The 21,330-nt window shown below is 72.0% G+C and carries 25 protein-coding genes, 1 tRNA gene and 1 riboswitch; of the genes, 7 read left to right on the top strand and 19 right to left on the bottom strand.

The features are described from left to right. Positions 1–71: 71 nt before the first annotated feature. Genes ACXJKB_RS17110 through ACXJKB_RS17100 form a run of 3 tightly spaced genes read right to left on the bottom strand, consistent with a single transcriptional unit; the run spans position 72 to position 2,611 of the window. Positions 72–1,157, bottom strand: a complete 1,086-nt coding sequence (locus ACXJKB_RS17110) for an ATP-binding protein (protein ID WP_457190453.1) — start codon at positions 1,155–1,157, stop codon at positions 72–74. A gap of 21 nt (positions 1,158–1,178) precedes the next feature. Continuing rightward, positions 1,179–1,445 (bottom strand): DUF4031 domain-containing protein, encoded by a 267-nt coding sequence (locus ACXJKB_RS17105; RefSeq protein ID WP_300044517.1) that lies wholly within the window; start codon positions 1,443–1,445, stop codon positions 1,179–1,181. 50 nt (positions 1,446–1,495) lie between these two features. Continuing rightward, complete coding sequence (locus ACXJKB_RS17100) at positions 1,496–2,611, bottom strand: epoxide hydrolase family protein (protein ID WP_457190451.1); 1,116 nt, start codon at positions 2,609–2,611, stop codon at positions 1,496–1,498. Between the two features lie 79 nt (positions 2,612–2,690). On the opposite strand from ACXJKB_RS17100, the gene ACXJKB_RS17095 reads away from it, so the two are divergent. Beyond that, the gene (locus tag ACXJKB_RS17095; RefSeq protein WP_457190449.1) at positions 2,691–3,665 is read left to right on the top strand and encodes a helix-turn-helix transcriptional regulator; all 975 of its coding nucleotides are present in this window, start codon (positions 2,691–2,693) and stop codon (positions 3,663–3,665) included. A 1-nt stretch (position 3,666) separates the two neighbouring features. Here ACXJKB_RS17095 and ACXJKB_RS17090 read toward each other — a convergent pair whose 3' ends face one another. The 5 genes from ACXJKB_RS17090 to ACXJKB_RS17070 all read right to left on the bottom strand — a co-directional run bounded on the left by ACXJKB_RS17090 (position 3,667) and on the right by ACXJKB_RS17070 (position 6,809). After that, on the bottom strand, positions 3,667–4,446 hold the full coding sequence (locus tag ACXJKB_RS17090) for a TrmH family RNA methyltransferase (protein WP_457190447.1): 780 nt from the start codon (positions 4,444–4,446) through the stop codon (positions 3,667–3,669). A gap of 5 nt (positions 4,447–4,451) precedes the next feature. Then, positions 4,452–4,838: a 50S ribosomal protein L20 gene (gene rplT / locus ACXJKB_RS17085; RefSeq protein ID WP_457190445.1), complete on the bottom strand. Its 387-nt coding sequence runs from the start codon at positions 4,836–4,838 to the stop codon at positions 4,452–4,454. A 74-nt stretch (positions 4,839–4,912) separates the two neighbouring features. After that, positions 4,913–5,125, bottom strand: a complete 213-nt coding sequence (locus tag ACXJKB_RS17080) for a large ribosomal subunit protein bL35 (RefSeq protein WP_090971167.1) — start codon at positions 5,123–5,125, stop codon at positions 4,913–4,915. 133 nt (positions 5,126–5,258) lie between these two features. Then, positions 5,259–6,029, bottom strand: coding sequence for a translation initiation factor IF-3 (infC, locus tag ACXJKB_RS17075; protein WP_457190491.1), 771 nt, complete (start codon positions 6,027–6,029; stop codon positions 5,259–5,261). Positions 6,030–6,242: 213 nt separating this feature from the next. Further along, on the bottom strand, positions 6,243–6,809 hold the full coding sequence (locus ACXJKB_RS17070; RefSeq protein ID WP_457190443.1) for an SseB family protein: 567 nt from the start codon (positions 6,807–6,809) through the stop codon (positions 6,243–6,245). Between the two features lie 67 nt (positions 6,810–6,876). Here ACXJKB_RS17070 and ACXJKB_RS17065 point away from each other — a divergent pair, with 67 nt between their 5' ends. From ACXJKB_RS17065 to ACXJKB_RS17055, 3 genes are read left to right on the top strand one after another with little or no spacing between them, the layout of a single operon-like run. Further along, positions 6,877–7,335, top strand: a complete 459-nt coding sequence (locus tag ACXJKB_RS17065; RefSeq protein ID WP_457190441.1) for a hypothetical protein — start codon at positions 6,877–6,879, stop codon at positions 7,333–7,335. Next, positions 7,332–8,549, top strand: a complete 1,218-nt coding sequence (locus ACXJKB_RS17060) for an amino acid deaminase/aldolase (protein WP_457190439.1) — start codon at positions 7,332–7,334, stop codon at positions 8,547–8,549. Before ACXJKB_RS17065 ends, ACXJKB_RS17060 begins: the two co-directional genes overlap by 4 nt. Then, entirely contained in the window at positions 8,539–9,105 is a 567-nt protein-coding gene (locus ACXJKB_RS17055; protein ID WP_457190437.1) for a uridine kinase family protein, read from the top strand. Before ACXJKB_RS17060 ends, ACXJKB_RS17055 begins: the two co-directional genes overlap by 11 nt. Here ACXJKB_RS17055 and ACXJKB_RS17050 read toward each other — a convergent pair. Next, complete coding sequence (locus tag ACXJKB_RS17050) at positions 9,095–10,069, bottom strand: GNAT family N-acetyltransferase (RefSeq protein WP_457190435.1); 975 nt, start codon at positions 10,067–10,069, stop codon at positions 9,095–9,097. The genes ACXJKB_RS17055 and ACXJKB_RS17050 overlap by 11 nt on opposite strands. A gap of 33 nt (positions 10,070–10,102) precedes the next feature. Here ACXJKB_RS17050 and ACXJKB_RS17045 point away from each other — a divergent pair, with 33 nt between their 5' ends. Continuing rightward, a complete protein-coding gene (locus tag ACXJKB_RS17045; protein WP_457190433.1) occupies positions 10,103–11,032 on the top strand; it encodes an aldose 1-epimerase family protein in 930 nt (309 codons plus the stop codon). A 17-nt stretch (positions 11,033–11,049) separates the two neighbouring features. Here ACXJKB_RS17045 and ACXJKB_RS17040 read toward each other — a convergent pair whose 3' ends face one another. The 9 genes from ACXJKB_RS17040 to ACXJKB_RS17000 form a co-directional block, all read right to left on the bottom strand. Then, positions 11,050–11,541 carry a PH domain-containing protein gene (locus ACXJKB_RS17040; protein ID WP_457190431.1) on the bottom strand — a complete coding sequence of 164 codons (492 nt, stop codon included), beginning with the start codon at positions 11,539–11,541 and terminating at the stop codon, positions 11,050–11,052. Continuing rightward, complete coding sequence (gene hisG / locus ACXJKB_RS17035) at positions 11,525–12,370, bottom strand: ATP phosphoribosyltransferase (RefSeq protein ID WP_457190429.1); 846 nt, start codon at positions 12,368–12,370, stop codon at positions 11,525–11,527. Before hisG ends, ACXJKB_RS17040 begins: the two co-directional genes overlap by 17 nt. A 16-nt stretch (positions 12,371–12,386) precedes the next feature. Further along, on the bottom strand, positions 12,387–12,650 hold the full coding sequence (locus ACXJKB_RS17030) for a phosphoribosyl-ATP diphosphatase (protein WP_191197113.1): 264 nt from the start codon (positions 12,648–12,650) through the stop codon (positions 12,387–12,389). Between the two features lie 61 nt (positions 12,651–12,711). Then, positions 12,712–13,191 (bottom strand): 6,7-dimethyl-8-ribityllumazine synthase, encoded by a 480-nt coding sequence (ribH, locus tag ACXJKB_RS17025; protein ID WP_457190427.1) that lies wholly within the window; start codon positions 13,189–13,191, stop codon positions 12,712–12,714. After that, positions 13,188–14,501, bottom strand: coding sequence for a bifunctional 3,4-dihydroxy-2-butanone-4-phosphate synthase/GTP cyclohydrolase II (locus tag ACXJKB_RS17020; RefSeq protein WP_457190425.1), 1,314 nt, complete (start codon positions 14,499–14,501; stop codon positions 13,188–13,190). Before ACXJKB_RS17020 ends, ribH begins: the two co-directional genes overlap by 4 nt. Continuing rightward, positions 14,498–15,202: a nicotinamide riboside transporter PnuC gene (gene pnuC, locus ACXJKB_RS17015; RefSeq protein WP_457190423.1), complete on the bottom strand. Its 705-nt coding sequence runs from the start codon at positions 15,200–15,202 to the stop codon at positions 14,498–14,500. The genes ACXJKB_RS17020 and pnuC overlap by 4 nt, the downstream gene beginning before the upstream one ends. Further along, positions 15,199–15,837 carry a riboflavin synthase gene (locus ACXJKB_RS17010; protein WP_457190421.1) on the bottom strand — a complete coding sequence of 213 codons (639 nt, stop codon included), beginning with the start codon at positions 15,835–15,837 and terminating at the stop codon, positions 15,199–15,201. Before ACXJKB_RS17010 ends, pnuC begins: the two co-directional genes overlap by 4 nt. After that, positions 15,838–16,905, bottom strand: coding sequence for a bifunctional diaminohydroxyphosphoribosylaminopyrimidine deaminase/5-amino-6-(5-phosphoribosylamino)uracil reductase RibD (ribD, locus tag ACXJKB_RS17005; protein ID WP_457190419.1), 1,068 nt, complete (start codon positions 16,903–16,905; stop codon positions 15,838–15,840). Positions 16,906–16,989: 84 nt separating this feature from the next. Further along, positions 16,990–17,119: riboswitch (FMN riboswitch) on the bottom strand. A gap of 127 nt (positions 17,120–17,246) precedes the next feature. Further along, positions 17,247–18,578 carry a M20/M25/M40 family metallo-hydrolase gene (locus ACXJKB_RS17000; protein WP_457190417.1) on the bottom strand — a complete coding sequence of 444 codons (1,332 nt, stop codon included), beginning with the start codon at positions 18,576–18,578 and terminating at the stop codon, positions 17,247–17,249. A gap of 80 nt (positions 18,579–18,658) precedes the next feature. Between ACXJKB_RS17000 and ACXJKB_RS16995 the strand changes: the two genes are divergently transcribed. Continuing rightward, positions 18,659–18,744, top strand: a tRNA-Leu gene (locus ACXJKB_RS16995). Positions 18,745–18,803: 59 nt separating this feature from the next. Here the strand turns inward: ACXJKB_RS16995 and ACXJKB_RS16990 are convergent. Next, positions 18,804–20,390, bottom strand: a complete 1,587-nt coding sequence (locus ACXJKB_RS16990; RefSeq protein WP_457190415.1) for an amino acid permease — start codon at positions 20,388–20,390, stop codon at positions 18,804–18,806. A 157-nt stretch (positions 20,391–20,547) separates the two neighbouring features. Here ACXJKB_RS16990 and ACXJKB_RS16985 point away from each other — a divergent pair, with 157 nt between their 5' ends. Then, positions 20,548–21,282, top strand: a complete 735-nt coding sequence (locus ACXJKB_RS16985; RefSeq protein WP_457190413.1) for a FadR/GntR family transcriptional regulator — start codon at positions 20,548–20,550, stop codon at positions 21,280–21,282. The last annotated feature ends 48 nt before the right edge of the window (positions 21,283–21,330 follow it).

Below are 21,330 nucleotides of genomic sequence, written 5' to 3'. Positions count from 1 at the left end.
CACGACCCTAGGAGTGCGGACGGGTGGACAGCGGGGACGACTCGTGAAGGTTGTGTGGAGGTCGCGTCCGGTCACTCCGGGCGCTGGTCCTCGCTCGGCCAGTCGACCATCACCCGGCCGCCGCCTCCGGGCGCATCGTCGATCGTGACCCATCCCCCGTGGGCGCGCGACAGCCCGCCCACGATGTACATGCCGAGCCCGGTGCCACCGGAGGTGCCGGTGGTCCAGAACTTGGTGAAGACCCGCTTGCGCAGCTCTGCGGGGATGCCGTCGCCCTCGTCGTCGACCGTGAGCCGCACACCCGTGAGGGCCGGCGACGCCGACAGCTGCACGCTGACCTGGCCCTGGCCATGACGTACGGCGTTCTCGACGAGGTTCGTCACGACCTGGGTGAACTTGTCCGGGTCGGCGAACAGCGCCGGCAGCTCGTCATCGACCTGGAGGCTGATGTCGCGCGCGGTCCCGGCCTCGATGGAGTCCACGACCCGGCGCACGAGCACCTCGGCGGAGCACTCGCGGGGGTACAGCTGGAGGCGGTCGGTGTCGATCCGGGCGACGTCGAGCAGCTCGGCGATGAGGCGGGCCAGTCGGTCGGCATCGGCGTTCACCGTCTGGAGCATCAGCTTGCGCTGGTCGTCGCTGAGCTTGTCCCACCGGTTGAGCAGCGCCTGCACGAAGCCCTTGACGCCCGTCAGGGGGGAGCGCAGCTCGTGGGCGACGGTGGCGACGAGGTCGGAGCGCTCGCGGTCGAGCCGCGCCCGACCGCGACCGCTGCGCAGCCCGACCGCGATTCCGACGACCCGCCCCAGGGGCTCCTCGCGGACCAGGCGCGCCGTGGTGAGGACTTCGTCGCCGAACGCGTTGAGCCACGACTGCTCGGGCACACCGCGGGTGATCGAGATGGCGTCGAAGGGCTGGTTGACGTCGAGCCAGGTGCGGCCGTCCTGGTCGAGCAACCGCAGCACGTCGGACAGCGGCAGCCCCTTGGCGTCCTCGACGTCGACGCCGAGCAGTGCAGCGCCCTGGGCGTTGAGGATGGTGACCACGCCCTCGCGGCTCGCGCCGAGGATGCCGTCGGGGTAGAAGTCCGCCAGTGCGCGCAGGCGCGTGGGCCGCGTCCTCTCCACCCGGTGCTGGGGTGCGCTCTCGTCCGACACGAGCGCCACCCTAGGCCAGCCCTAGTCGCGGAACCCGGCCTTGGGCCGACGAAGCCCGGCTGCGCGCAGCGCGACGACGAGCTCACGCGACGTGACCGGGACAGCCCCCGCGGACACCAGGGCGTCGTACGCGTCGGCGGGGACGTCGTAGTGGTCCCGGTCCCATCCGCGCGCCGGCACGCCGTGGGCGGCGGCGAACGCGTGCACCTCGTCGTAGGAGGTGTCGCTGGCCAGGTGGGACCAGAGCCGGTCCCAGCGCGGCACGGCGGGCGGGTCGATGAGGATCATCGCCGGCGAGCCTAGGCCACCGCGGCGGCGCATGATGCAGGTGCAGGCGCTCAGGAGAAGAAGCCACGGATCGCGCCGGCAAGCGCCTCGGGGACCTCCATCGAGGCGAAGTGGCCGCCCTCGGGGTGCTCGGTCCACGACACGATGTCGGTGTTGTCGCGCTCGGCGAAGGGTCGCATCGTGCGGAAGTCGTCGGCGAAGACCGCGACCCCGATCCGCCCCTCGTTCACGCGCGGCTCGACCGCCTGCTCGGCGCGGTAGGCCTGCACGGCGCCGCCGCTGCTGTTGGTGAACCAGTAGAGGCTGACCTGCGTGAGCACCTGGTCGCGCGTCACCCGTGACGTGCCGTTGCCGAAGCTCTCGAACAGCTCGTTGTAGGCGAGCTGCCCGACCGGGGAGTCGCTGAGGGCGGCCGCGACGGTGCGCGGTCGCGAGGCGTTCATCGTGGCGTAGCCGTTGACCGTCTGGAACCAGCCGGCGAACTCCAGCGCCGAGTAGTCGGCGGGGGTCATCTTCTCGAACTCCGCCGGGTCGCCGGAGGGGAAGGAGAACAGCTGCAGCACGTGGGCGCCGAGGAAGCCCTCGGGGGCCAGCATCGCCAGCTCGCGGGCCACGATCGCGCCGTTGTCGGAGCCGTGCGCGCCGTAGGACTCGTAGCCGAGGCCACGCATCAGGCGGTCCCACGCCCGCGCGTTGCGCCGCGAGTCCCAGCTGCCGTCGGTGAGCGGCTGGCTGAAGCCGACGCCCGGGATCGTGGGGATGACGAGGTGGAAGTGGTCGGTCAGGTGCGGGACGAGGTCGAGGAAGTCGACGAACGACCCCGGATACGTGTGGAGCAGCAGCAGCGGGGTCGCGTCCTCGTTGGCGGAGGGGACGTGGACGACGTGGATGGTCTGGCCGTCGATCTCGGTGAGGAGCTGCGGGTAGGCGTTCATCCGCTCCTCCTGCGCGCGCCAGTCGAAGTCGCCCGCCCAGTGCTCGACCATCTGCCGGAGGTAGGAGACCGGGACGCCGGCGGACCAGTCGTCGCCGTCGGCGCTCGAGGTGGGCTCGGCGGCGTAGCGGGTGTGGGCGAGCCGGGCACGAAGGTCGTCGATCGCGTCCTGCGGGACCGAGACCGTGAAGGGGCGGAAGGTGAGCTGGCTGGGGTTCTGGTGAGTGGTCATGACGGTACGGTAGGAACGAATCAGGCACGGTTCGGCCCTGATTCGACCAGCGCTTCCGACCCCCTCGAAAGGCCCGCCCATGTCGCTCCAGACGTCGTCGAGGCTGTTCGCCCTGCTCGGTCACCTCCAGGCCCGGGCGACCGCCACGGGACCCGAGCTCGCTGCGCTGCTGGGCGTCGGCGAGCGCACCGTCCGCAAGGACGTCGAACGGCTGCGGGAGCTCGGCTACCCCGTCGAGGCCGTCCGTGGGGCGGCCGGCGGCTACCGGTTCGGCGACCACGGCCGACTCCCGCCCCTGCTGCTCGAGGCCGACGAGGCGGTGGCCGTCGCGGTCGGGCTGGGGAGCGTCTCCGCCGTCCGGGGCATCGAGGAGGCCGGAGCGCTCGCCCTCGCGAAGCTGGAGCACGTGCTGCCCGACCGCCTGTGGCGGCGCGTGCGCGCGCTGACCGAGAGCACGGACGTCGGTCCGGCCGACACCGGGACCAACGTCGCCGCACCGCCGGTCGACGTGGCGCTCCTGGCCGATCTGGCGACAGCGATCCGCGACCGGGAGGGCCTGAGGCTGTTCTACCGGCCGGCCGCCGACGTCGAGGAGCGTGTCGAGGCCGACCCGTACCGCCTCGTGAGCTGGCAGCAACGCTGGTACGTCGTGGTGCGGCACCGCCCCGACGGACGCTGGCGGGCGCTGCGGGCCGACTGGATCGAGCTGCGCACCCCGGGCGCCGGGCGCTTCGCCCCCGACCCGCTGGTGGGCGGCGACTACGCAGCGTTCGTCCTGCGCGACGTGGCGTTCTCGGGATGGTCGGTGCACTGCCGCATCGCGGTGGACGCCCCGGCGGAGGAGGTGCTTCGCCGGATCAACCCGACAGTGGGCGTCGTCGAGACCGTGGACGAGGGCCACAGCGTCCTGGTCACCGGCGCCGACAGCGTCGAGACGGTGGCGGTGTGGATCGGGATGCTCGGCCTGGACTTCCACGTCACCGGGCCACCGGAGCTGGTCGCGCACCTCGCGACACTCGCGACGAGGTACGCCGCGGCGATCGGGCCGCGGTGAGTCAGCGGCGCTGGGCGCGCGCGCTGGCGTAGAGGCACACCGCCGCGGCGGTGGACAGGTTCAGGCTCTCGGCCCGGCCGTGGATCGGGATGGCGACGCGGTGGTCGGCCAGGGCGGCCAGGTCCGCGGGCAGGCCCCACGCCTCGTTGCCGAACAGCCACGCGGTTGGTCCGGACAGGTCGGCGTCGAAGAGGTCGACCTCACCTGCACCGTCAGCGGCCAGGACCGTGAGGCCGCGGGCCTGCGCCGCGCGCACGGCGGCAGCGGGATCGGGCTCGATCGCCAGGGGCAGGTGGAACAGGCTCCCGACGGTGGCGCGCACGGTCTTGGGGTTGTAGGCGTCGACGGACTGCCCGGCCAGCACGACCGCGTCGGCGCCCGCCGCGTCCGCCGTACGGATGACGGTGCCGGCGTTGCCGGGGTCGCGGACGTCGGCGCACACGGCCAGCAGCCGGGGCGAGGCCCGCACGACGTGCTCGAGCGGCGCGTCGAGGTGGCGGCACACGGCCACCACACCGGCCGGGGACACCGAGTCGGAGAGCGACGCGAGGGCACGGTCCTCGACCAGCGTGACCGGCGCTGCGGCGAGCAGATCGGCGTGCTGCTCGAGCGCGTGCGGGGTCGCGAAGACCTCGACGACGCACCCGGAGACGGACAGCGCTCCCTCGACGGCCTTCGGGCCGTCAGCAAGGAAGAGCCGCCGCTCGGTGCGTACCGAGCGGCGGCTCAACTTGCGAGCCTCCTTGACGCGGGTGTTCCCGACCGTCAGTGGAGTGCTCATGTGGTTCAGACGGAGACCTTGGGCGCGTTGACGTCCTCGGGCAGCGCGGCCTTGGCGGCCTCGACGAGCGCGGCGAAGGCCGGCGCGTCGTGGACGGCGAGCTCGGCGAGGATCTTGCGGTCCACCTCGATGCCGGCCAGGCCGAGGCCCTGGATGAAGCGGTTGTAGGTCATCCCGTTGGCGCGGGCCGCAGCGTTGATGCGCTGGATCCAGAGCTTGCGGAAGTTGCCCTTGTTCTTGCGCCGGTCGTTGTAGCTGTAGACCAGGGAGTGGGTGACCTGCTCCTTGGCCTTGCGGTAGAGGCGCGAGCGCTGGCCGCGGTAGCCGCTGGCGCGCTCGAGGGTGGTACGACGCTTCTTCTGGGCGTTCACTGCGCGCTTGACGCGTGCCATGGTGCTACTCCTTGTTGCAGGGGAAAGTCAGACGGACGGCGGCTGAGCCACCGGGGTGGTGCGGTGGGTGAGGCTCAGATGCCGAGCATCTTCTTGGCGCGTGCGACGTCGCCCTTCTCGAGCTCGACCATGCCGGCGTTGCGGCGGTGCTTCTTGCGGCTGCCCGTGGTCGGCGCGGACGCGAACGCAGCGCCGGACTTGCGGCCGGCCTGCAGACGCATGATCTTGCCCGAGCCGGTCACCTTGAAGCGCTTCTTCGCGCCCGAGTGGGTCTTGTTCTTCGGCATGTGTCTGCCTCAACTTCCTTGTACGTGGTTCGGGGTGGGTATCTAGCTAGGACGTGGGCGACTCGCCGTTGTCCCGGTCCCGACGGCTGTAGCGACTTCGTCGCTACCTGCTCGATCGAGCCCTTCGCTTCGCTCAGGCCTCGATCTCAGGATCGAGGTTCTCGGAGCGACCGCGCTCCTTCTTCTGCGCGACCGGGCCGGCGAGGTGGGCGGCCTCCCGCTCGGCGTCCTCCTCGGCCTGGCGATCTGCGCGGACCTGGGCCCGGCTCGCGCGGGCAGCGTCGGCGTCGATCTTGGCGTCGGCCTTCTTCTTGTGCGGGCCGATGACCATGGTCATGTTGCGGCCGTCCTGCTTGGGCGAGGACTCGACGAAGCCCAGCTCCTGAACGTCCTCGGCCAGCTTCTGCAGCAGGCGGAAGCCCAGCTCGGGGCGGTGCTGCTCGCGGCCGCGGAACATGATCGTGATCTTGACCTTGTCGCCGGCACCCAGGAATCGCACGACGTGACCCTTCTTGGTCTCGTAGTCGTGCTTGTCGATCTTCGGACGAAGCTTCATCTCCTTGATGATCACGTTCGTCTGGTTGCGCCGCGACTCGCGGGCCTTCTGGGCGTTCTCGTACTTGAACTTGCCGTAGTCCATGAGCTTGCAGACCGGGGGGCGTCCCTGGGGAGCGATCTCGACGAGGTCGAGGTCGGCCTCCACGGCCAGCTTGAGTGCCTGGTCGGTCGGCACGATGCCAACGGTCTCGCCGTTGGGTCCTACGAGCCGGACCTCGGGTACGCGGATCCGGTCGTTGATGCGCAGCTCGGTGCTGATGGGTCCTCCAGTGGTTCGGGTGGGTGGGAGTCCCTCGCCCGGCCCCGACTGGTGGGGGAAATGGACAATGGCTCCCGCTGTTGCCAAGCGGGAGCCAGTCACGACACGTCTCCCCTCTCGGAGAAACTGAGGTGTCCACCTCCGTCTCGCGACGGTGGTGGCTCTGGACCGGGACCCGACGATCTGTGGTGCTGGGCGATCGATGCGGGTGGGAGACGATGGTGCGTGCCTCCGCTTGGCGGGATCGGTGTCACCGTGAAGCGTGGTGTCACTGATCGGTCAACACGGAAGGTTAGCGGATCATTCCGGCGAGGGGCCAATCCAGCCGTGACCGCCCGAGCCGTCGCCGATGGCGACCAGGCGCCAACCGGCCGCGAGCCGGGCCAGGTCGTCCCCGTCGACGACGTACGACGCGGGGCCGGCGAGGTCCACGAGCAGCGCCTCTGCGCCGTCCTGGATCGCCGCGGTGGCCGCCGTCGCGGCCGGCACCGGCACCGGCCTGGCCTGCGGGTCCCACCGGGCCATCGATGCGGTGGAGGTGAAGGCGAGCAGGCCCTTGCTGCCGTCCGCGGCCTCCACCAGGACGGCCGCCATGTCGGAGGACTTGTCGTGGGCCAGCCCGTGCTCGTCGACCTCGACCTCGCCGAGGACCGCGACCACCGGCACCAGCAGCCGGGCGTCCTGCAGGAGGGCGAGCACCGCGCCGGAGCTCGCCGCGCCCGCGGCCCGGCCGGCCAGCGCATGGGCGAGCCGGGGGTCCGCCTCGCCGGCGTCGTCGGCGAACCCCGGGTCGGGGATCGTGCGCTCGAGCGGCTCGGTGGAGGAGCTGTCCGCCGCGTGGTGGGGGGATGCGTCGTCGTGGACCACGGCTCCATCCTCCCGCAGGCCACGCGGGTGCCGACGAGGGCGTGGTCCGCTGTGGGAGTCTGGGCCTGTGGAAGGAACTACCTGGGCTGCACTGACCGCCGCACTCACCGTCGCGGGTGCCATCTGGACGTGGATCGCGTTCCGCCGGCGAGGATCGGCCAACGGGCTGCGTGCTCTCGGCTTCACCCTGCTCCCCGCGGCCGCGTGGCTGACCGGGACGCTCGAGATGGTCGTCGACATCGCGGGCTCGGTGACCGACTGGGCGACCAGCCTCGTGTTCGACGTACGCACGTGGCTGGGCGTCGGCCTGGCCGGCCTCGCGGTCGTGCTCTGGCTGGTGAGTGGCTTCATCCGCGACCGCCAGCTGGCCCGCGGGCAGGCCGCGGGCGCGGGTGGCCGGACGACGCGCGGCAAGGACCAGCTGCCGGAGGCCTCCTCCACCCGGACCGGCCCGACCTCGCGCCCGGCCGTGGACGACGAGATGGCTGACATCGAGGCGTTGCTGCGCAAGCGGGGCATCGAGTGATCGACCGGCTCGTCGACCGCAACCGCCTGTGGTCGCGGCTCGACGCCGCCGTCGCCGGCCTCCCCGAGCCCCCGGCCACCCCCATCGCCGTGGTCGACCTCGACGCCTTCGACGCCAACGCCGACGACCTGGTGCGTCGCGCGGGCGGCAAGCCCGTCCGGGTGGCCTCGAAGTCCCTGCGCGTGCCGGCGCTCCTCGAGCGGGCCCTGGCGCACGACGGGTTCTCCGGCGTCCTGGGCTACACGCTCGCCGAGGCGCTCTGGCTCCACGAGACCGGGATCAGCGACGACATCGTCGTGGCCTATCCCACCGTCGACGTGGCGTCCCTGCGCCGACTGACCTCGTCACCCTCGGCGGCGGCCGCGATCACCCTGATGGTCGACGACCCGGCCCACCTCGACGTCGTGGACTCCACCCGCTCCTCGCGGGCCGTGCCGGTGCGGGTCGCGCTCGACGTCGACGCCGGGCTCCGGTTCGGCGGCAAGCACGTCGGCCCCAAGCGCTCGCCCCTCTTCGACACCGGCGACGTCGTCRCTCTCGCACGCCGCGTGGTGGAGCGTGACGGGTTCGACCTCGTCGGCGTGATGACCTACGAGGGCCAGGTCGCGGGCGTGCAGGACTCCGTCCCCGACCAGCGCGCGCGGTCGCGCGTCGTACGCCGGCTCAAGCAGGCGTCCATGGCCCAGCTCGCGGTACGCCGACGCGAGATCGCCGAGGCGCTCGCCGAGGTGGTGACGCTCGAGTTCTGGAACGGCGGTGGGTCGGGGTCGGTCGAGGCCACGGCCGCCGATGGCGCGGTCACCGAGATCGCGGCGGGCTCGGGCCTGCTGGTGCCGGGCATCTTCGACCACTACGCGTCGTTCGAGCCCCGCCCGGCGGCGTTCTTCGGGCTCCGGGTGACACGCAAGCCCACACCCGAGATGGCGACCGTGCACGGCGGTGGGCTGATCGCCAGCGGCGCCACCGGCGCCGACCGCTCCCCCGTCCCGTGGGCCCCGCCGGGGATGCACCTGACGGGGCTCGAGGGCGCGGGCGAGGTCCAGACCCCGCTGACCGGCCACCCGGCCGCGCAGCTCCGGATCGGGGACCTGGTGTGGTTCCGGCACGCCAAGTCGGGCGAGCTCTTCGAGCACGTCCGCGACGTGCACCTCGTGCGCGGGGAGGCCGTCACCGAGGTGGTGCCGTCCTACCGCGGCTGCGACCGTGCCTTCTGAGGCCTCCTCCGACCCCTGCTCCGTCGCCTGCGAGGTGGCCGAGCGCGTGCTGGCCGCTCCCCCGACGCTCGGCACGAGCCGCCTGGTGTGCGTCGACGGTCCCGCCGGGTCCGGCAAGACCACGTTGGCCGCGGCCATCGCGGACCTCGTACCCGCGGCGCACGTCGTGCACTGCGACGAGCTGCTGCAGGGGTGGCGCGGGCTGCCGGGCCTCGCCCGCACGGTCGAGGCGTTCCTCGAGCCGCTCTCCCGCGGCGAGGGGAGCCGGTGGACGCGGTGGGACTGGGCGGCGGACGACTGGGCCGAGAGCCATCCCGTCGAGGCCGGAGGGCTCCTGGTGCTCGAGGGCACCGGCTGCTGGTCCCCCGCGATCGCGGACCTCGTCGGGGTGCTGGTGTGGGTCGAGGCGGAGTCGCAGCTGCGCCTGCGTCGCGGCATGGCGCGCGACGGCGAGCACATGCGGCCGCAGTGGGAGCAGTGGCGGGTCGACGAGGACGTGCTGTTCGCCCGGCTCGGCACCCGTGCGCGCGCCGACCTGGTGGTCGTCACCGACTGAGGCGGTCACCGACCGGTGGGACGTCGAGGTGATGGGAGTCCTGGCGGTAGAGCTGGCGGAAGCCGGCCCGCTCGTAGATGCCGAGCGCACCGGTGGGATTGTCCGTGTCGACGTTGAGGCTGGCGGTCAGGTAGCCGGCCCCGCTCGCGCGGGCCAGCACCTCGGCGAGCAGTCCCGTCGCCAACCCGCGGCCGCGGTGCGCCGGGAGGGTGCCGACGTAGGGGACGTGGACCTCGGGGCCTGGCCCGCCCGACGGCGGTACGACGTACTCGTGGGCGAGGACGTAGGCGGCGACCGCGCCGTCGGCGTCCCGGGCGATCGCCGAGAGCCCGTGCCGGGCGTGGGCGGCACCCACCACGAACATCGCCCAGAAGTCGGCGCTGGCATCGGCGCGGTCGGGATGGTCGGCGAAGGCGACGTTGTGGGCCTGCCGGAGCTCCTCGGCGGCCTCCGGGTCGAACGCGGTGACGGAGTACCCGGCCGGCAGCTCGACCGCGGACCGTCGCTCGAGGTGGGCGGCCATGAGGAAGCTGTGCCGTCCGGGTCGCATCCCCGCCCGCGCCACCAGGTCGACCTGGTCCTCGCGACCGGCGAGCGTGGCGGCCGCGAACCGTCCCGGCACCCCGGGCGCGAGGGCCGCATGGAGGGCACGCGAGCGGTGGAGCGAGCGGGTGAGCATGAGGGTCCCGATGCCCTCGCCGAGGCGCGCGGGGTCGACGTCGCCGAAGAGGGTGACGTGCAGGCCGGACTCGTCGGGGCGACCCGGCAGCACGGTCGTGTAGGCGACCAGCTCGTCGCCGTCGTACGCCCCCTCGAAGACGTTGGCTGCCTGTCCGCCCATGACCTCGCGGATCTCGCCGGCACCCAGGCAGAACCCCGTCGGGTGGTCGCCCTCGATGCGGGTCATCAACGCAACCAGCGCGTCGGCGTCCTCAACGCCGAGGATGCGCGTGGTGATGCCCATGGGGGCACCGTAGTGATGTCTAGGGTGAGCGTCATGGTGCTTCCCAGCGGTGACCAGTACGAGATCTCGGCGGCGGGCTACACCGCGGTCGTCACCGAGGGCGGGGCGGCGCTGAGGGTGCTGCGGCACCACGGCCGCGACCTGGTGCACGGGTTCGACGAGTCGGCGATGTCCACGGGCGGCCGCGGCCAGCTGCTGGTGCCGTGGCCCAACCGGATCCGCGACGGCCGCTACTCCTTCGGCGGACACGACCTCCAGCTCGGGCTCACCGACCCGCGCACCGGCAATGCCTCGCACGGCCTAGCCCGCTGGGCCCCGTGGACGGTGGAGGAGCACACCGCGACCTCCGTGTCGCTGGTCCACCGCCTGATGGCGCAGACCGGCTACCCGTGGGCGCTGGACCTGCACGTGCTCTACGACCTGTCCGCGGACGGGCTCGTCGTCACCCAGACCGCGACGAACCTGGCGGCGGAGCCGGCGCCCTACGCGAGCGGCGCGCATCCCTACCTCTGCGTCGGGGACGCGATCGAGGACCTCGAGCTGACCCTGCCCGCCCGGACCCGGGTGGTGCTCGACGACCGCCAGCTGCCGACCGGTGTCGAGCCCGTCGGCGACGACCTCGACTTCACCACCGGGCGCCGCATCGGCGACCGGGTGCTCGACCAGGGGTTCGGCGACCTCCGGCACGTCGAGGGACGCGCGCGGGTGACGCTCACCGAGCCGTCGGGTGAGCGAGGGGTCGCGCTGTGGGTGGACGAGCACCACCGGTGGCTGCAGGTCTTCACGCCTCCCGCGGACGGGCCGCGTCCGGCACTGGCGGTCGAGCCGATGACCGCGCCGGCCGACGCCTTCAACTCCGGCACCGACCTCGTCACCCTGGCCCCGGCCGGCACCGCGGGGGACGAGCTCTCGGTCTCGTGGGGCATCCACGCCCTGCAGCCCACCGACGCCAAGGACGCGTAGCCGTCGGGCAGGCCCGCCTAGGGGTGGCCGGACCCGTCGCGGTCGATCAGCGCGCGCAGCTGGCGTACGCCGTCGCGGGCCACCTTGCCGTCGGAGCCCTGGAACGCCATCGCCGAGATCGTCGTGCCGTCGGCGAGGTCCAGCGTGGCCCACGGGGCGCCGGCCGGGAGGTGCACGCCGAGGACCTGCTCCCACTCCAGCCGTCGGGTGCGGAAGCCGTTGACCACCACGAGAGATGCCTGCTCGGCGGTGACCCGGGCGCGACCCAGGGCCCACCCGATGACGGCGAACCCGGCGCCCATCACGAGCAGCGTGAGCCGCTGCAGGATGTTGAACTTGGCGCGCGTCTCGTCGTCGAAGCCGAACCAAGCTGCCGCACACACGACCAGCAGCATCAGGCCGACGCCGATCACGGCGAACCGCACGCCCATCGGCCGCCACGTGTGCGGTAGGGCGGGGGCGACGGGGCCGCGGGGCGCGCCGGCCGGGCGTTCAGAGGCGGCAGGCATGGATGTCGGTCAGCAGGATGGCGCGGGCGCCGGTCGAGTAGAGGTCGTCCATCAGCCGCTGCGAACCGGCGCGCGGCACCATGACGCGCACCGCCACCCAGCCGGCCTTGCCGAGCGGGGAGATGGTCGGACCCTCGCGGCCCGGGGCGAGCTCGCTCGCCCGGGCGAGGTGCCTCTCCTCGATGTCGTAGTCCATCATCACGAAGCTGCGCGCCACCAGCACGCCCTCGATCCGGCGCCGGAAGATCTCGAAGTCGTCGGGCACCTCGCCGCCGCGGGTGATGAGGACCGCCTGCGAGTCGAGGATGACGTCCCCGAAGGTCTCGAGCCCGGCGGCCCGCAGCGTCGACCCGGTCTCGACGACGTCGGCGATCACGTCGGCCACGCCGAGCTGGATGCTGGTCTCCACCGCGCCGTCGAGGCGGGTGACGGTGGCGTCGACGCCGTGGCGGAACAGGTAGTCCTCCACCACGCCGACGTACGACGTCGCGATGCGCAGGCCGTCGAGGTCCTGCAGCGAGGAGTAGCGACCGATGGGGCCGGCGAAGTGGAAGCGCGAGCGCCCGAACCCGAGGTTCATCACCTCGTCGGCCTTGGCGCCGGAGTCGAGGAGCAGGTCGCGGCCGGTGATGCCGGCGTCGAGCGTGCCCTCGCCGACGTAGAGCGCGATGTCGCGCGGGCGGAGGTAGAAGAACTCGACGTCGTTCTCGGTGTCGACGAGCGCGAGCTCCTTGGAGTCGGTGCGCTGGCGGTAGCCCGACTCCCGCAGGATCTCGGTCGCGGCCAGGGACAACGACCCCTTGTTGGGGACGGCGATGCGGAGGGTCATGGCGTGCTCACTGGGGTCACAGGTGGGCGTAGACGTCGTCGAGGGTCAGTCCGGAGGCGAGCATGAGCACCTGCGCGTGGTAGAGCAGCTGGCTGATCTCCAGCGCCGTCGCGTCCTTGCCCTCGTGCTCGGCGGCCATCCAGGACTCGGCGGCCTCCTCGAGCAGCTTCTTGCCGATCGCATGGATGCCGGCGTCGAGCTGCTGCACGGTGCCGGACCCCTCGGGGCGCTCCGCGGCCTTGGTGGACAGCTCTGCCCACAGGTCCTCGAACGTCTTCACGAGGAGCAAGCCTAGGTGCTGGGGCACCCGGTGCCGCCCACCGGCCCGGAGCGCGGACCGGCTAGCCCGCCCGCACCACCCGCACCACGCGGGCGGTGTCGAGCGCGGCGGCCGTCGCCTCCCAGCCCTTGTCCTCGGCGGATCCCTCGAGGCCGGCGCGGTCGAGCGCCTGCTCCTCGGTGTCACAGGTGAGGACGCCGAAGCCCACCGGCACCGCGTGGTCCACGCTGACCTGGGTGAGGCCGTCGGTGGCGGCCGAGCAGACGTAGTCGAAGTGCGGCGTGCCGCCGCGGATGACGACGCCGAGGGCCACCACGGCGTCGTACCCCGCCTGCGCGAGCGCCGCCGCCACCACCGGCAGCTCGAAGGTGCCCGGCACCCGGATGACCTCCGGGTCCTTGACGCCGTACGCCGCCATCGCGCGCTCGGCGCCGCCGACGAGTCCGTCCATCACCTGGGTGTGCCAGCTCGCCGCGACCACCGCGACCCTGAGGTCACCGGCGTCGAAGGGCTGCGAGGTGGGTGCTCCGGCTCCGCTCATGCGGTCTCTCCTTGCTCGGGGTGCTCGGGCTGCTCGGGGTGCTCGGCCTGGTGGTCGGTGGCGACCGGCGGCAGGTCGACCGCCGGGAGGTGGTGACCCATCCGCTCGGCCTTGGTGCGGAGGTAGGCCCGGTTGTGCTCGGTCGGGTGGATGGCGAGGGGGACGCGCTCGGCCACGTGGATGCCGAAGTCCTCCAGGCTCTCCGTCTTGTCCGGGTTGTTGGTCATCAGCCGCACCGACTCGATGCCGAGGTCGCGCAGCACCTGCGTCGCGGTGCCGTAGTGGCGCGCGTCGGCGGGCAGGCCGAGGTCGAGGTTGGCGTCGACGGTGTCGCGGCCGCCGTCCTGCAGCTGGTAGGCCTGCAGCTTGGCGACGAGGCCGATGCCGCGTCCCTCGTGGCCGCGGAGGTAGACCACCACTCCCCTGCCCTCGGCGACGATCGCCCGCAGCGCCTCGTCGAGCTGGGGACCGCAGTCGCAACGCTCGCTGCCGAAGACGTCGCCGGTCAGGCACTCGCTGTGGACGCGGGTCAGCACCGGCTCGCCGCTCGCGACCGCGCCCGCCACGTCGCCGTACGCCAGCGCGACGTGCTCGCTGTCGTCGATGGTGATCCGGTAGCCGTAGGCGGTGAACTCGCCGTGCCGGGTGGGCAGCCGGGTCTCGGCGACGCGCTCGACGTGGCGCTCGTGGCGGCGGCGGTAGCGCACCAGGTCCTCGATCGAGATCATCGCGAGGCCGTGCTCGTCGGCGAACTCCCGCAGCTCCGGGGACCGCTTCATCGTGCCGTCGTCGTTGACGACCTCGACGAGCACGCCCGCGGGCGTGAGGCCGGCCAGCCGGGCGAGGTCGACCGCTGCCTCGGTGTGCCCGCGGCGCACCAGCACACCGCCCTCGCGGTAGCGCAGCGGGAACACGTGGCCCGGGCGGGTGAGCTCCCACGGCTCGGTCGCGGAGTCGGCCAGCGTCCGCGCCGTGCGGGCGCGGTCGGCGGCGCTGATCCCGGTGGAGACGCCGTCGCGGGCGTCGACGGAGATCGTGTAGGCCGTGCGCAGCTTGTCCTTGTTGTGGGGCGTCATCAACGGGATCTCGAGCCGCTCGAGCATGTCGCCCGGCATCGGCACGCAGATGACGCCGCTGGAGTGGCGGATGGTGAAGGCCATCAGCTCGGGGGTCGCCTTCGCGGCGGCGAAGATGATGTCGCCCTCGTTCTCACGGTCCTCGTCGTCCACCACGACGACGGCCTTGCCGGCGGCGATGTCGGCGACGGCCTGCTCGACGGAGTCGAGGCGCACGCGGTCGGGCGCGCTCATGCCGACACCGCCTCGGTGCTGCGGTCGGCGTCCGTCGTGTCGACGACGGTGCGGCTGGCCCGCACCCACACGAAGAACCCGATGACCACGAACACGGCGTAGACGAGGTACATGGCGGCGGTCGGGTAGTAGCCGGCCTGCACCAGCGTCGTCACGCCGACGATGTCGACGAGGACCCAGATGAGCCAGAACTCCACCCAGCCGCGGGCCATGCCGTAGGTCGCGAGCATCGAGCCGGTGAGGATCCACGCCTCGGTGACCGGGCCCCAGGAGCCCAGCACCTGGGTCAGGAGGACGTACGCCGCTGCGTAGCCCACGACGCCGAGCACGAGCAGCTGGACCCGCTCGGCGCCGGTCGCCCAGCGGGGTGCGATGGCGCCGCCGTCGGACGCGCCACCGTGGCGGCGCAGCTGGGACCAGCGCCACCAGCCGTAGAGGGACACCGCGGCGAAGAAGACCTGGCGGCCGGCCTGGCCCCACAGGGGTTCGTCGATCTGGCCGGAGAGCTCACCGGTGGCGAAGACGGTGAAGAGCAGGACGTTGCCGATCAGGCCGATCGGCCAGGCCCACACGAGTCGCTTCATGCCGAGGATCGCGCTGGCGAGGCCGAAGACGTTGCCGATGACCTCGCGGGCACCCAGCTCTCCGCCGCCCGGCACCGGGATCGTGCCGTGGATGAGCCATTCGAGCAGGTCCATCATTCTTCCTCGTCGTTCTCGGGGGCGTGGGTGCTGGCGGGGGTCGGGGTGTAGGCGCCGAGCAGCTTCTCGACGTGCTTGGCGATGACGTCGGCCTCGAGGTTGACCAGGTCGCCGACGCGGCGGCTGCCGAGCGTCGTGCGGGCGAGGGTCTCGGGGATGAGGCTGACGGTGAAGCTGTCCTCGCGGGCCTCGACGACCGTCAGGCTGACGCCGTCGACGGTGATCGAGCCCTTGTCGACGAGGTAGCGGTCGAGGTCGCCGGGCAGGGAGATCTCCACGACGTCCCAGTGCTCGCTCGGGGTGCGGGCGAGGACCTCGCCGACGCCGTCGACGTGGCCCTGGACGATGTGGCCGCCGAGGCGCTTGTCGACGGTGACGGCGCGCTCGAGGTTGACCCGGTCGCCGGGGGCGACGCCACGCAGCGACGTCTTGTCGAGCGTCTCCTGCATGAGGTCGGCGGTCCAGCGCCCCTCGCCGAGCTCGGACACGGTGAGGCAGCACCCGTTGACGGAGATGGAGTCGCCGAGCCCGGTGCCCTCGAGCACCGTCGCGGCCTGGACGGTGAGCCGGATGGCGTCACCCTGGTCGACGACCTCGGCGACGGTGCCGAGCTCCTCGACGATCCCGGTGAACATTCAGGGCCTCCTGTGGGGGGTCGTCTGGGGGGTCATCTGGGGGGTCATGGTGAGGCGGACGTTGGTGTCCTCGCCGTCGTGGCCCTGCAGCACGTGCACGTCCGCGACGTGGAGGTGGACGGCAGCGGCGATGGTGGTGATGCCGAGGTCGGCGACGGCGCTGGAGCCCGCGCCCAGCAGCATCGGGGCGACGTAGGCGACGACCTCGTCGACCAGCCCGGCCGCGAGGAGCGCGCGGGCGACGGTGGGGCCGCCCTCGAGGAACACGTGCTGGCGGTCCATGGCGAAGAGGGTGTCGAGCGCCTCGCGCGGGTCGCGGGTGCGCAGGTGCACCGTCTCGGCGCGGTCGTTGAGGATCCGGCGGTCGGGTGCGAGGTCGCGCAGTCCCATCACGGCGCGCAACGGCTGGTGCGCCACGGGCTCGTCGACCTCGTCGCGGACGGTCAGCTCGGGGTCGTCGACCTCGACGGTGCCCGTGCCGACGAGCATCGTGTCGCAGAGCCCGCGCAGTCGGTGGGTGTCGAGGCGGGCGGCGCGGCTGGAGACCCAGCGGCTGGTGCCGTCGGCGGCGGCGCTGCGCCCGTCGAGGGTGGTGGCGAACTTCCAGGTGACGAACGGGCGGCCGTGCTCGAGGGCGAAGGTCCACGAGCGGTTGACGGCCTGGGCGTCCTCGGCGAACAGCCCGGACTCCACCTCGATGCCGGCCTCGCGCAGGCGGGCGGCACCACCGACGGCGACCGGGTTGGTGTCGGCCTGGGCGAACACGACGCGGCGTACGCCCGCGGCGACCAGCGCCTCCGAGCAGGGACCGGTGCGGCCGGTGTGGTTGCACGGCTCGAGGGTGACGACGGCGGTCGTGCCCCGGGCGGCGTGACCGGCCTCGCGCAGCGCCTCGACCTCGGCGTGTGGTCCGCCCGCGCCACGGTGGAAGCCCTCGGCGACCGTCGTGCCGTCCGGTGCGAGGAGCACGCACCCGACGCGAGGGTTGGGACCGAGCGGCACTCCCGGCGTGACGGCGAGCGCCAGCGCGCGCCGCATGGCGCTGTGCTCTGCCTCGCTGGTCGTCATCTCCGCCTCCGGTCCGGGTGGGACTCAGGGGGGCGGGCGACGGGGCACTCCCCCGCGGAGCGCGAGGGATGGCGTGCGAGCCGTCAGCGTGCACTTCTCATCCGGACTATGACCGTCGGTCCAGGATTTCCACCTAGTCAACCGGCCACTGGCTGTGGTCGGGTCGCGGACTGTGACCGCCGGTGCGGATTTCCACCGCCCCCAGAGCACGCAAGCTCTTCGTGGTCGCAACCATGCCACAGCGCGCGCCATTCCCTCACCGGTGTCCGCCGGTGACGTGCGCAACACCCGCCGAGGGGCCGGACGGCGGTCGTTGCCACCGGCGCCGGGGCGGACCGGGGTCAGACCTGGTCGAGGAACCGGTCGAAGACCCGCGCGCCGAACTCGAGCGCGTCGACCGGCACCCGCTCGTCGACGCCGTGGAACAGCGCGGTGAAGTCGAGGTCGGCGGGCAGGCGCAGCGGCGCGAAGCCGTAGGAGCGCATGCCGAGCTTGCGGAAGTGCTTGGCGTCGGTGCCGCCGCTCATCGTGTAGGGCGCCACGAGCGCGTCGGGGTCCTCGGCCAGCAGGCTGCGGGTCATCGCGTCGACCAGGTCACCGTCGTACGGCGTCTCCCACGGCTGCTGGTGGGACTCGAAGTCGAACTCGATGCCGTCGCCGGCCAGCTCGCGCAGCGTCGCGAAGAACTCGTCCTCGTAGCCCGGCAGGAAGCGACCGTCCACGGTCGCCTGCGCGTCGGTGGGGATGACGTTGGTCTTGTAGCCGGCCCGCAGCATCGTCGGGTTGGCGGTGTTGCGGATGACCGCGCCGAGCATCCGGGCGGCGTCGCCGAACTCCTCGACGAGTGCCTCGGCGTTGTCGGGCGTGGCCTCGGTGCCGGCGAGCTCCCCGACGGTCGCGAGCAGCACCTCCATGGTCGGCGTGAGCCGCACGGGCCACTGGTGGGCGCCGATCCGCGCCACTGCGCCGGCGAGCCGGGTGACGGCGTTGTCGTCGTTGATCATCGAGCCGTGGCCTGCCCGGCCGCGTGCTGTGAGGCGCATCCACGCCATCCCCTTCTCGGCGGCCTCGATGAGGTAGACCCGACGTCCACGCACCGTGGCCGAGAAGCCGCCGACCTCACCGACGGCCTCGGTGCAGTCGGCGAACCAGTCGGCGTGCTGCTCGACGAGGATCTTCGCGCCGTGGCCCCCGCCCGCCTCCTCGTCGGCGGTGAAGCAGAGCACCACCTCGCGACCGGGTGCTGCGTCCGCAGCCGCCCGGGCGCGCACGACGCTGAGCAGCATCGCGTCGAAGTCCTTCATGTCGACCGCGCCGCGGCCCCAGACCTGGCCGTCCTTGATCTCCCCGGCGAACGGGTCGACCTGCCAGTCCGACGCCTCGGCGGGTACGACGTCGAGGTGGCCGTGGAGCAGCAGGGGCGCCCGGCCGTCGCCACCGCCCCAGCGCGCCACGACGTTCGCCCGCCCCGGCCGACCCTCGATGATCTCGGCCTCGATGCCGACCTCGTCGAGCAGCGCGGCGACGTGCTCGGCCGCCTTGCGCTCCCCCGGACCGTCGTCGGTGCCGTAGTTGGATGTGTCGATCCCGATGAGGTCCTGGCACAGCTGGACGACCTCCGCAGCGGGGTCGTAGGAGCGGTCGTTCGAGCGGTCCTGGGGCGCCTGTTCCATGCCGTCCATCCTGCCCCACGAGCGCGCACCTGCCCCGATTCGTTGCCGCGGAACTGCTTTGCTACTGTTCTCCAGCACTCGTCCGGGTGGCGGAATTGGCAGACGCGCTAGCTTGAGGTGCTAGTGCCCGTATTAGGGCGTGGGGGTTCAAGTCCCCCCTCGGACACAGACGAAGAACCCCAGGTCGACGACCTGGGGTTCTTCTGCGTCCGGGGCTTCCTCGCCTCAGTCGTCGAACGCGTCGACGACCGCCCGGTCGATGGTCTGCACGGGACCGGTGAACCACTTCTTCGCCGACGTCGTCCACCACAGGCCGAGGAGGAGCAGCACGCCGAGCACCATGAGCGGCGCGTAGTTCACCGCCGCCCAGTCGAACTCCTCGCGCCAGGGCGCCCCGAACGGCGAGGTCGGGAGCATGAGCATGAAACCGACGACGACGATCTCGATCACGGCGACCGGGTTCATCCACTTGTACTTGCGACCGTTGTTCCAGCTCCCCACCTCGAACGAGTCACCGGCACGCCACCGCAGGAAGATCGGGACCGCGAAGGAGAAGTACAGGCCGATGACCGAGACCGACGTGACCGCGTAGAACGCCGTCGGGATGCCGTTGACCGACTTGAGCGCCGGGAGGGTGATGATCGCGCCCAGCACGGCGGCGAAGATCACGGCGTTGGCCGGGGTCCGCTGGGAGTTGACCTTGGACCAGTACCGCGAGCCGGGGACGGCGCGGTCGCGGCTGAAGGCGAACATCATCCGCGACGTCGACGTCAGGCAGGCCGTCGCGCAGAAGAGCTGGGCGCAGGACGAGATGAACAGCAGCAGGCCGCCCCACGTCGAGCCCAGGGCCGTGTCGAAGATGTAGGCGACACCACCGGCGGGAATGCTCGCGTAGTCGGGGGCCCCGTCGACCTGCGGGATGGCGAAGGTGACCGCGAGCAGCAGGATGTAGCCACCGACGGCGGAGTAGAAGATCGACTGCCAGATGCCCCTCGCGGCCGTCTTGGCCGCACCCTGGGTCTCCTCGGACAGGTGCACCGAGGCGTCGAACCCCGTGATCGTGTACTGGGTGAGGATGAAGCCGAACGGGATGATCGCCAGGAAGAACGTGAGGCTGCTCGTCGACCCGTCGGACCAGCCCGAGCCGTTGTAGGTGTCGGTGAAGACCTGCGAGACGCTGAGGTGCTGGTCGGGCACGATGATCAGCACGAGCACGAGGACCGCGGCGCCGACGACGTGCCACCACACCGAGACGTTGTTGATCAGCGCCAGCAGGTGGCTGGAGAAGATGTTGACCACCGTGATGAAGGCCAGGATCACGAGGAAGATCACGAAGACCACGTTGAGCGAGAACTCGTCCTGCCAACCCCACGCCAGGAACGTCAGGTGGAAGAAGGTCGCGCACCCGTACGCCACCGACGCGGTCACCGCCACGAGGCCGATCAGGTTCAGCCAGCCGGTGAAGAACCCGGCCGCGGGGCCGCCGAGCTTGGAGGCCCAGTAGTAGATGCCGCCCGAGGTCGGCATCGCCGAGACGAGCTCGGACATCGTGAAGCCGATGATCAGGATGAACGCCGAGATGATCGGCCAGGACCACGAGATCGAGATCGGCCCGCCGTTCGCGATGCCGGCGCCGTACGTCGTCAGACAGCCGGCGAGGATCGAAATGATCGAGAACGAGATTGCGAAGTTCGAGAAGCCCGACCACGTTCGGCTGAGCTCTTGCGAGTATCCGAGCTTGGCGAGGTGCTTCTCGTCGTCGGTGAGCTCTGCGACGTCGTGAGCCGGGACCGGCTCGTGTGCTTCGGGCATGGAGGCCCCTCCGATCAGGCGATCGTGCGAATGTGAACCGGACGCTAGACCCGGCCCGATTCGGGTGTAAATACGTAGCCGAAAAAATGGTATGAACTCAGACCATTGGATCTCGGCGCCGATTGACGCCGGCCGTCGCCGCCCGAAGGATGAAGTCGTGACCGCCTCCCCCGCCCCGCACCTGCCCGAGGCGGTCCTGCGGCCGGTGCGCGGCCACCACGCGTTCGAGGCGTGCGTGGAGCAGCTCGCGACCGCGATCCGGCTGGGGGTCTACCCGCTCGGGTCCACCCTGCCGCCCGAGCGCGAGCTCGCCGCCATCCTCCACGTCTCCCGGGCGACGCTCCGCGAGGCGATGGCCGCCCTGCGCGAGGCCGGGCTGGTCCAGACCACGCGCGGCCGCGGCGGCGGCACCGTCGTCACGCTGAAGCCCCGGACGCCGCCGGCCCGGCGCGCCGCCCGCATCTCCGCGGCCCGACGCAGCGAGTGGCTGGATGCGCTGGAGTTCCGCCGGATCGTCGAGTCCGGCGCGGCGTACCTCGCGGCGAGCGCCACGCTCGACGAGGAGCAGCGGAGTCAGCTCGAGCGGGCGCACGCCGAGGTCGCTGCTGCCGGCAAGGCAGCGCAGCACCGGCAGGCGGACTCGCGGTTCCACCTGACGATCGCGTCGCTTTCCGGTTCACCGCGGACCGTCGAGGCGGTGACGTCCGTGCAGGCGACGCTGCACGAGATGCTGCTGGCCATCCCGGTGCTCGGCACCAACATCGCCCACTCGGACCGGCAGCACGCCGCGCTCGTGCGGGCCATCGAGTCCGGCAACGCCGAGCGGGCGCGCAAGACCATGGAGCACCACTGCGACGACACGGCCGCGCTCCTGCGGGGCCTCCTCGTCTGAGCTCGTCCCACCACCACCCGACCGGACCCGACCGGACCGCAAGCAAGG

It is taken from the genome of Nocardioides sp. P5_E3 (assembly GCF_054049275.1).
This window is presented reverse-complemented; position numbering and strand designations above follow the sequence as displayed.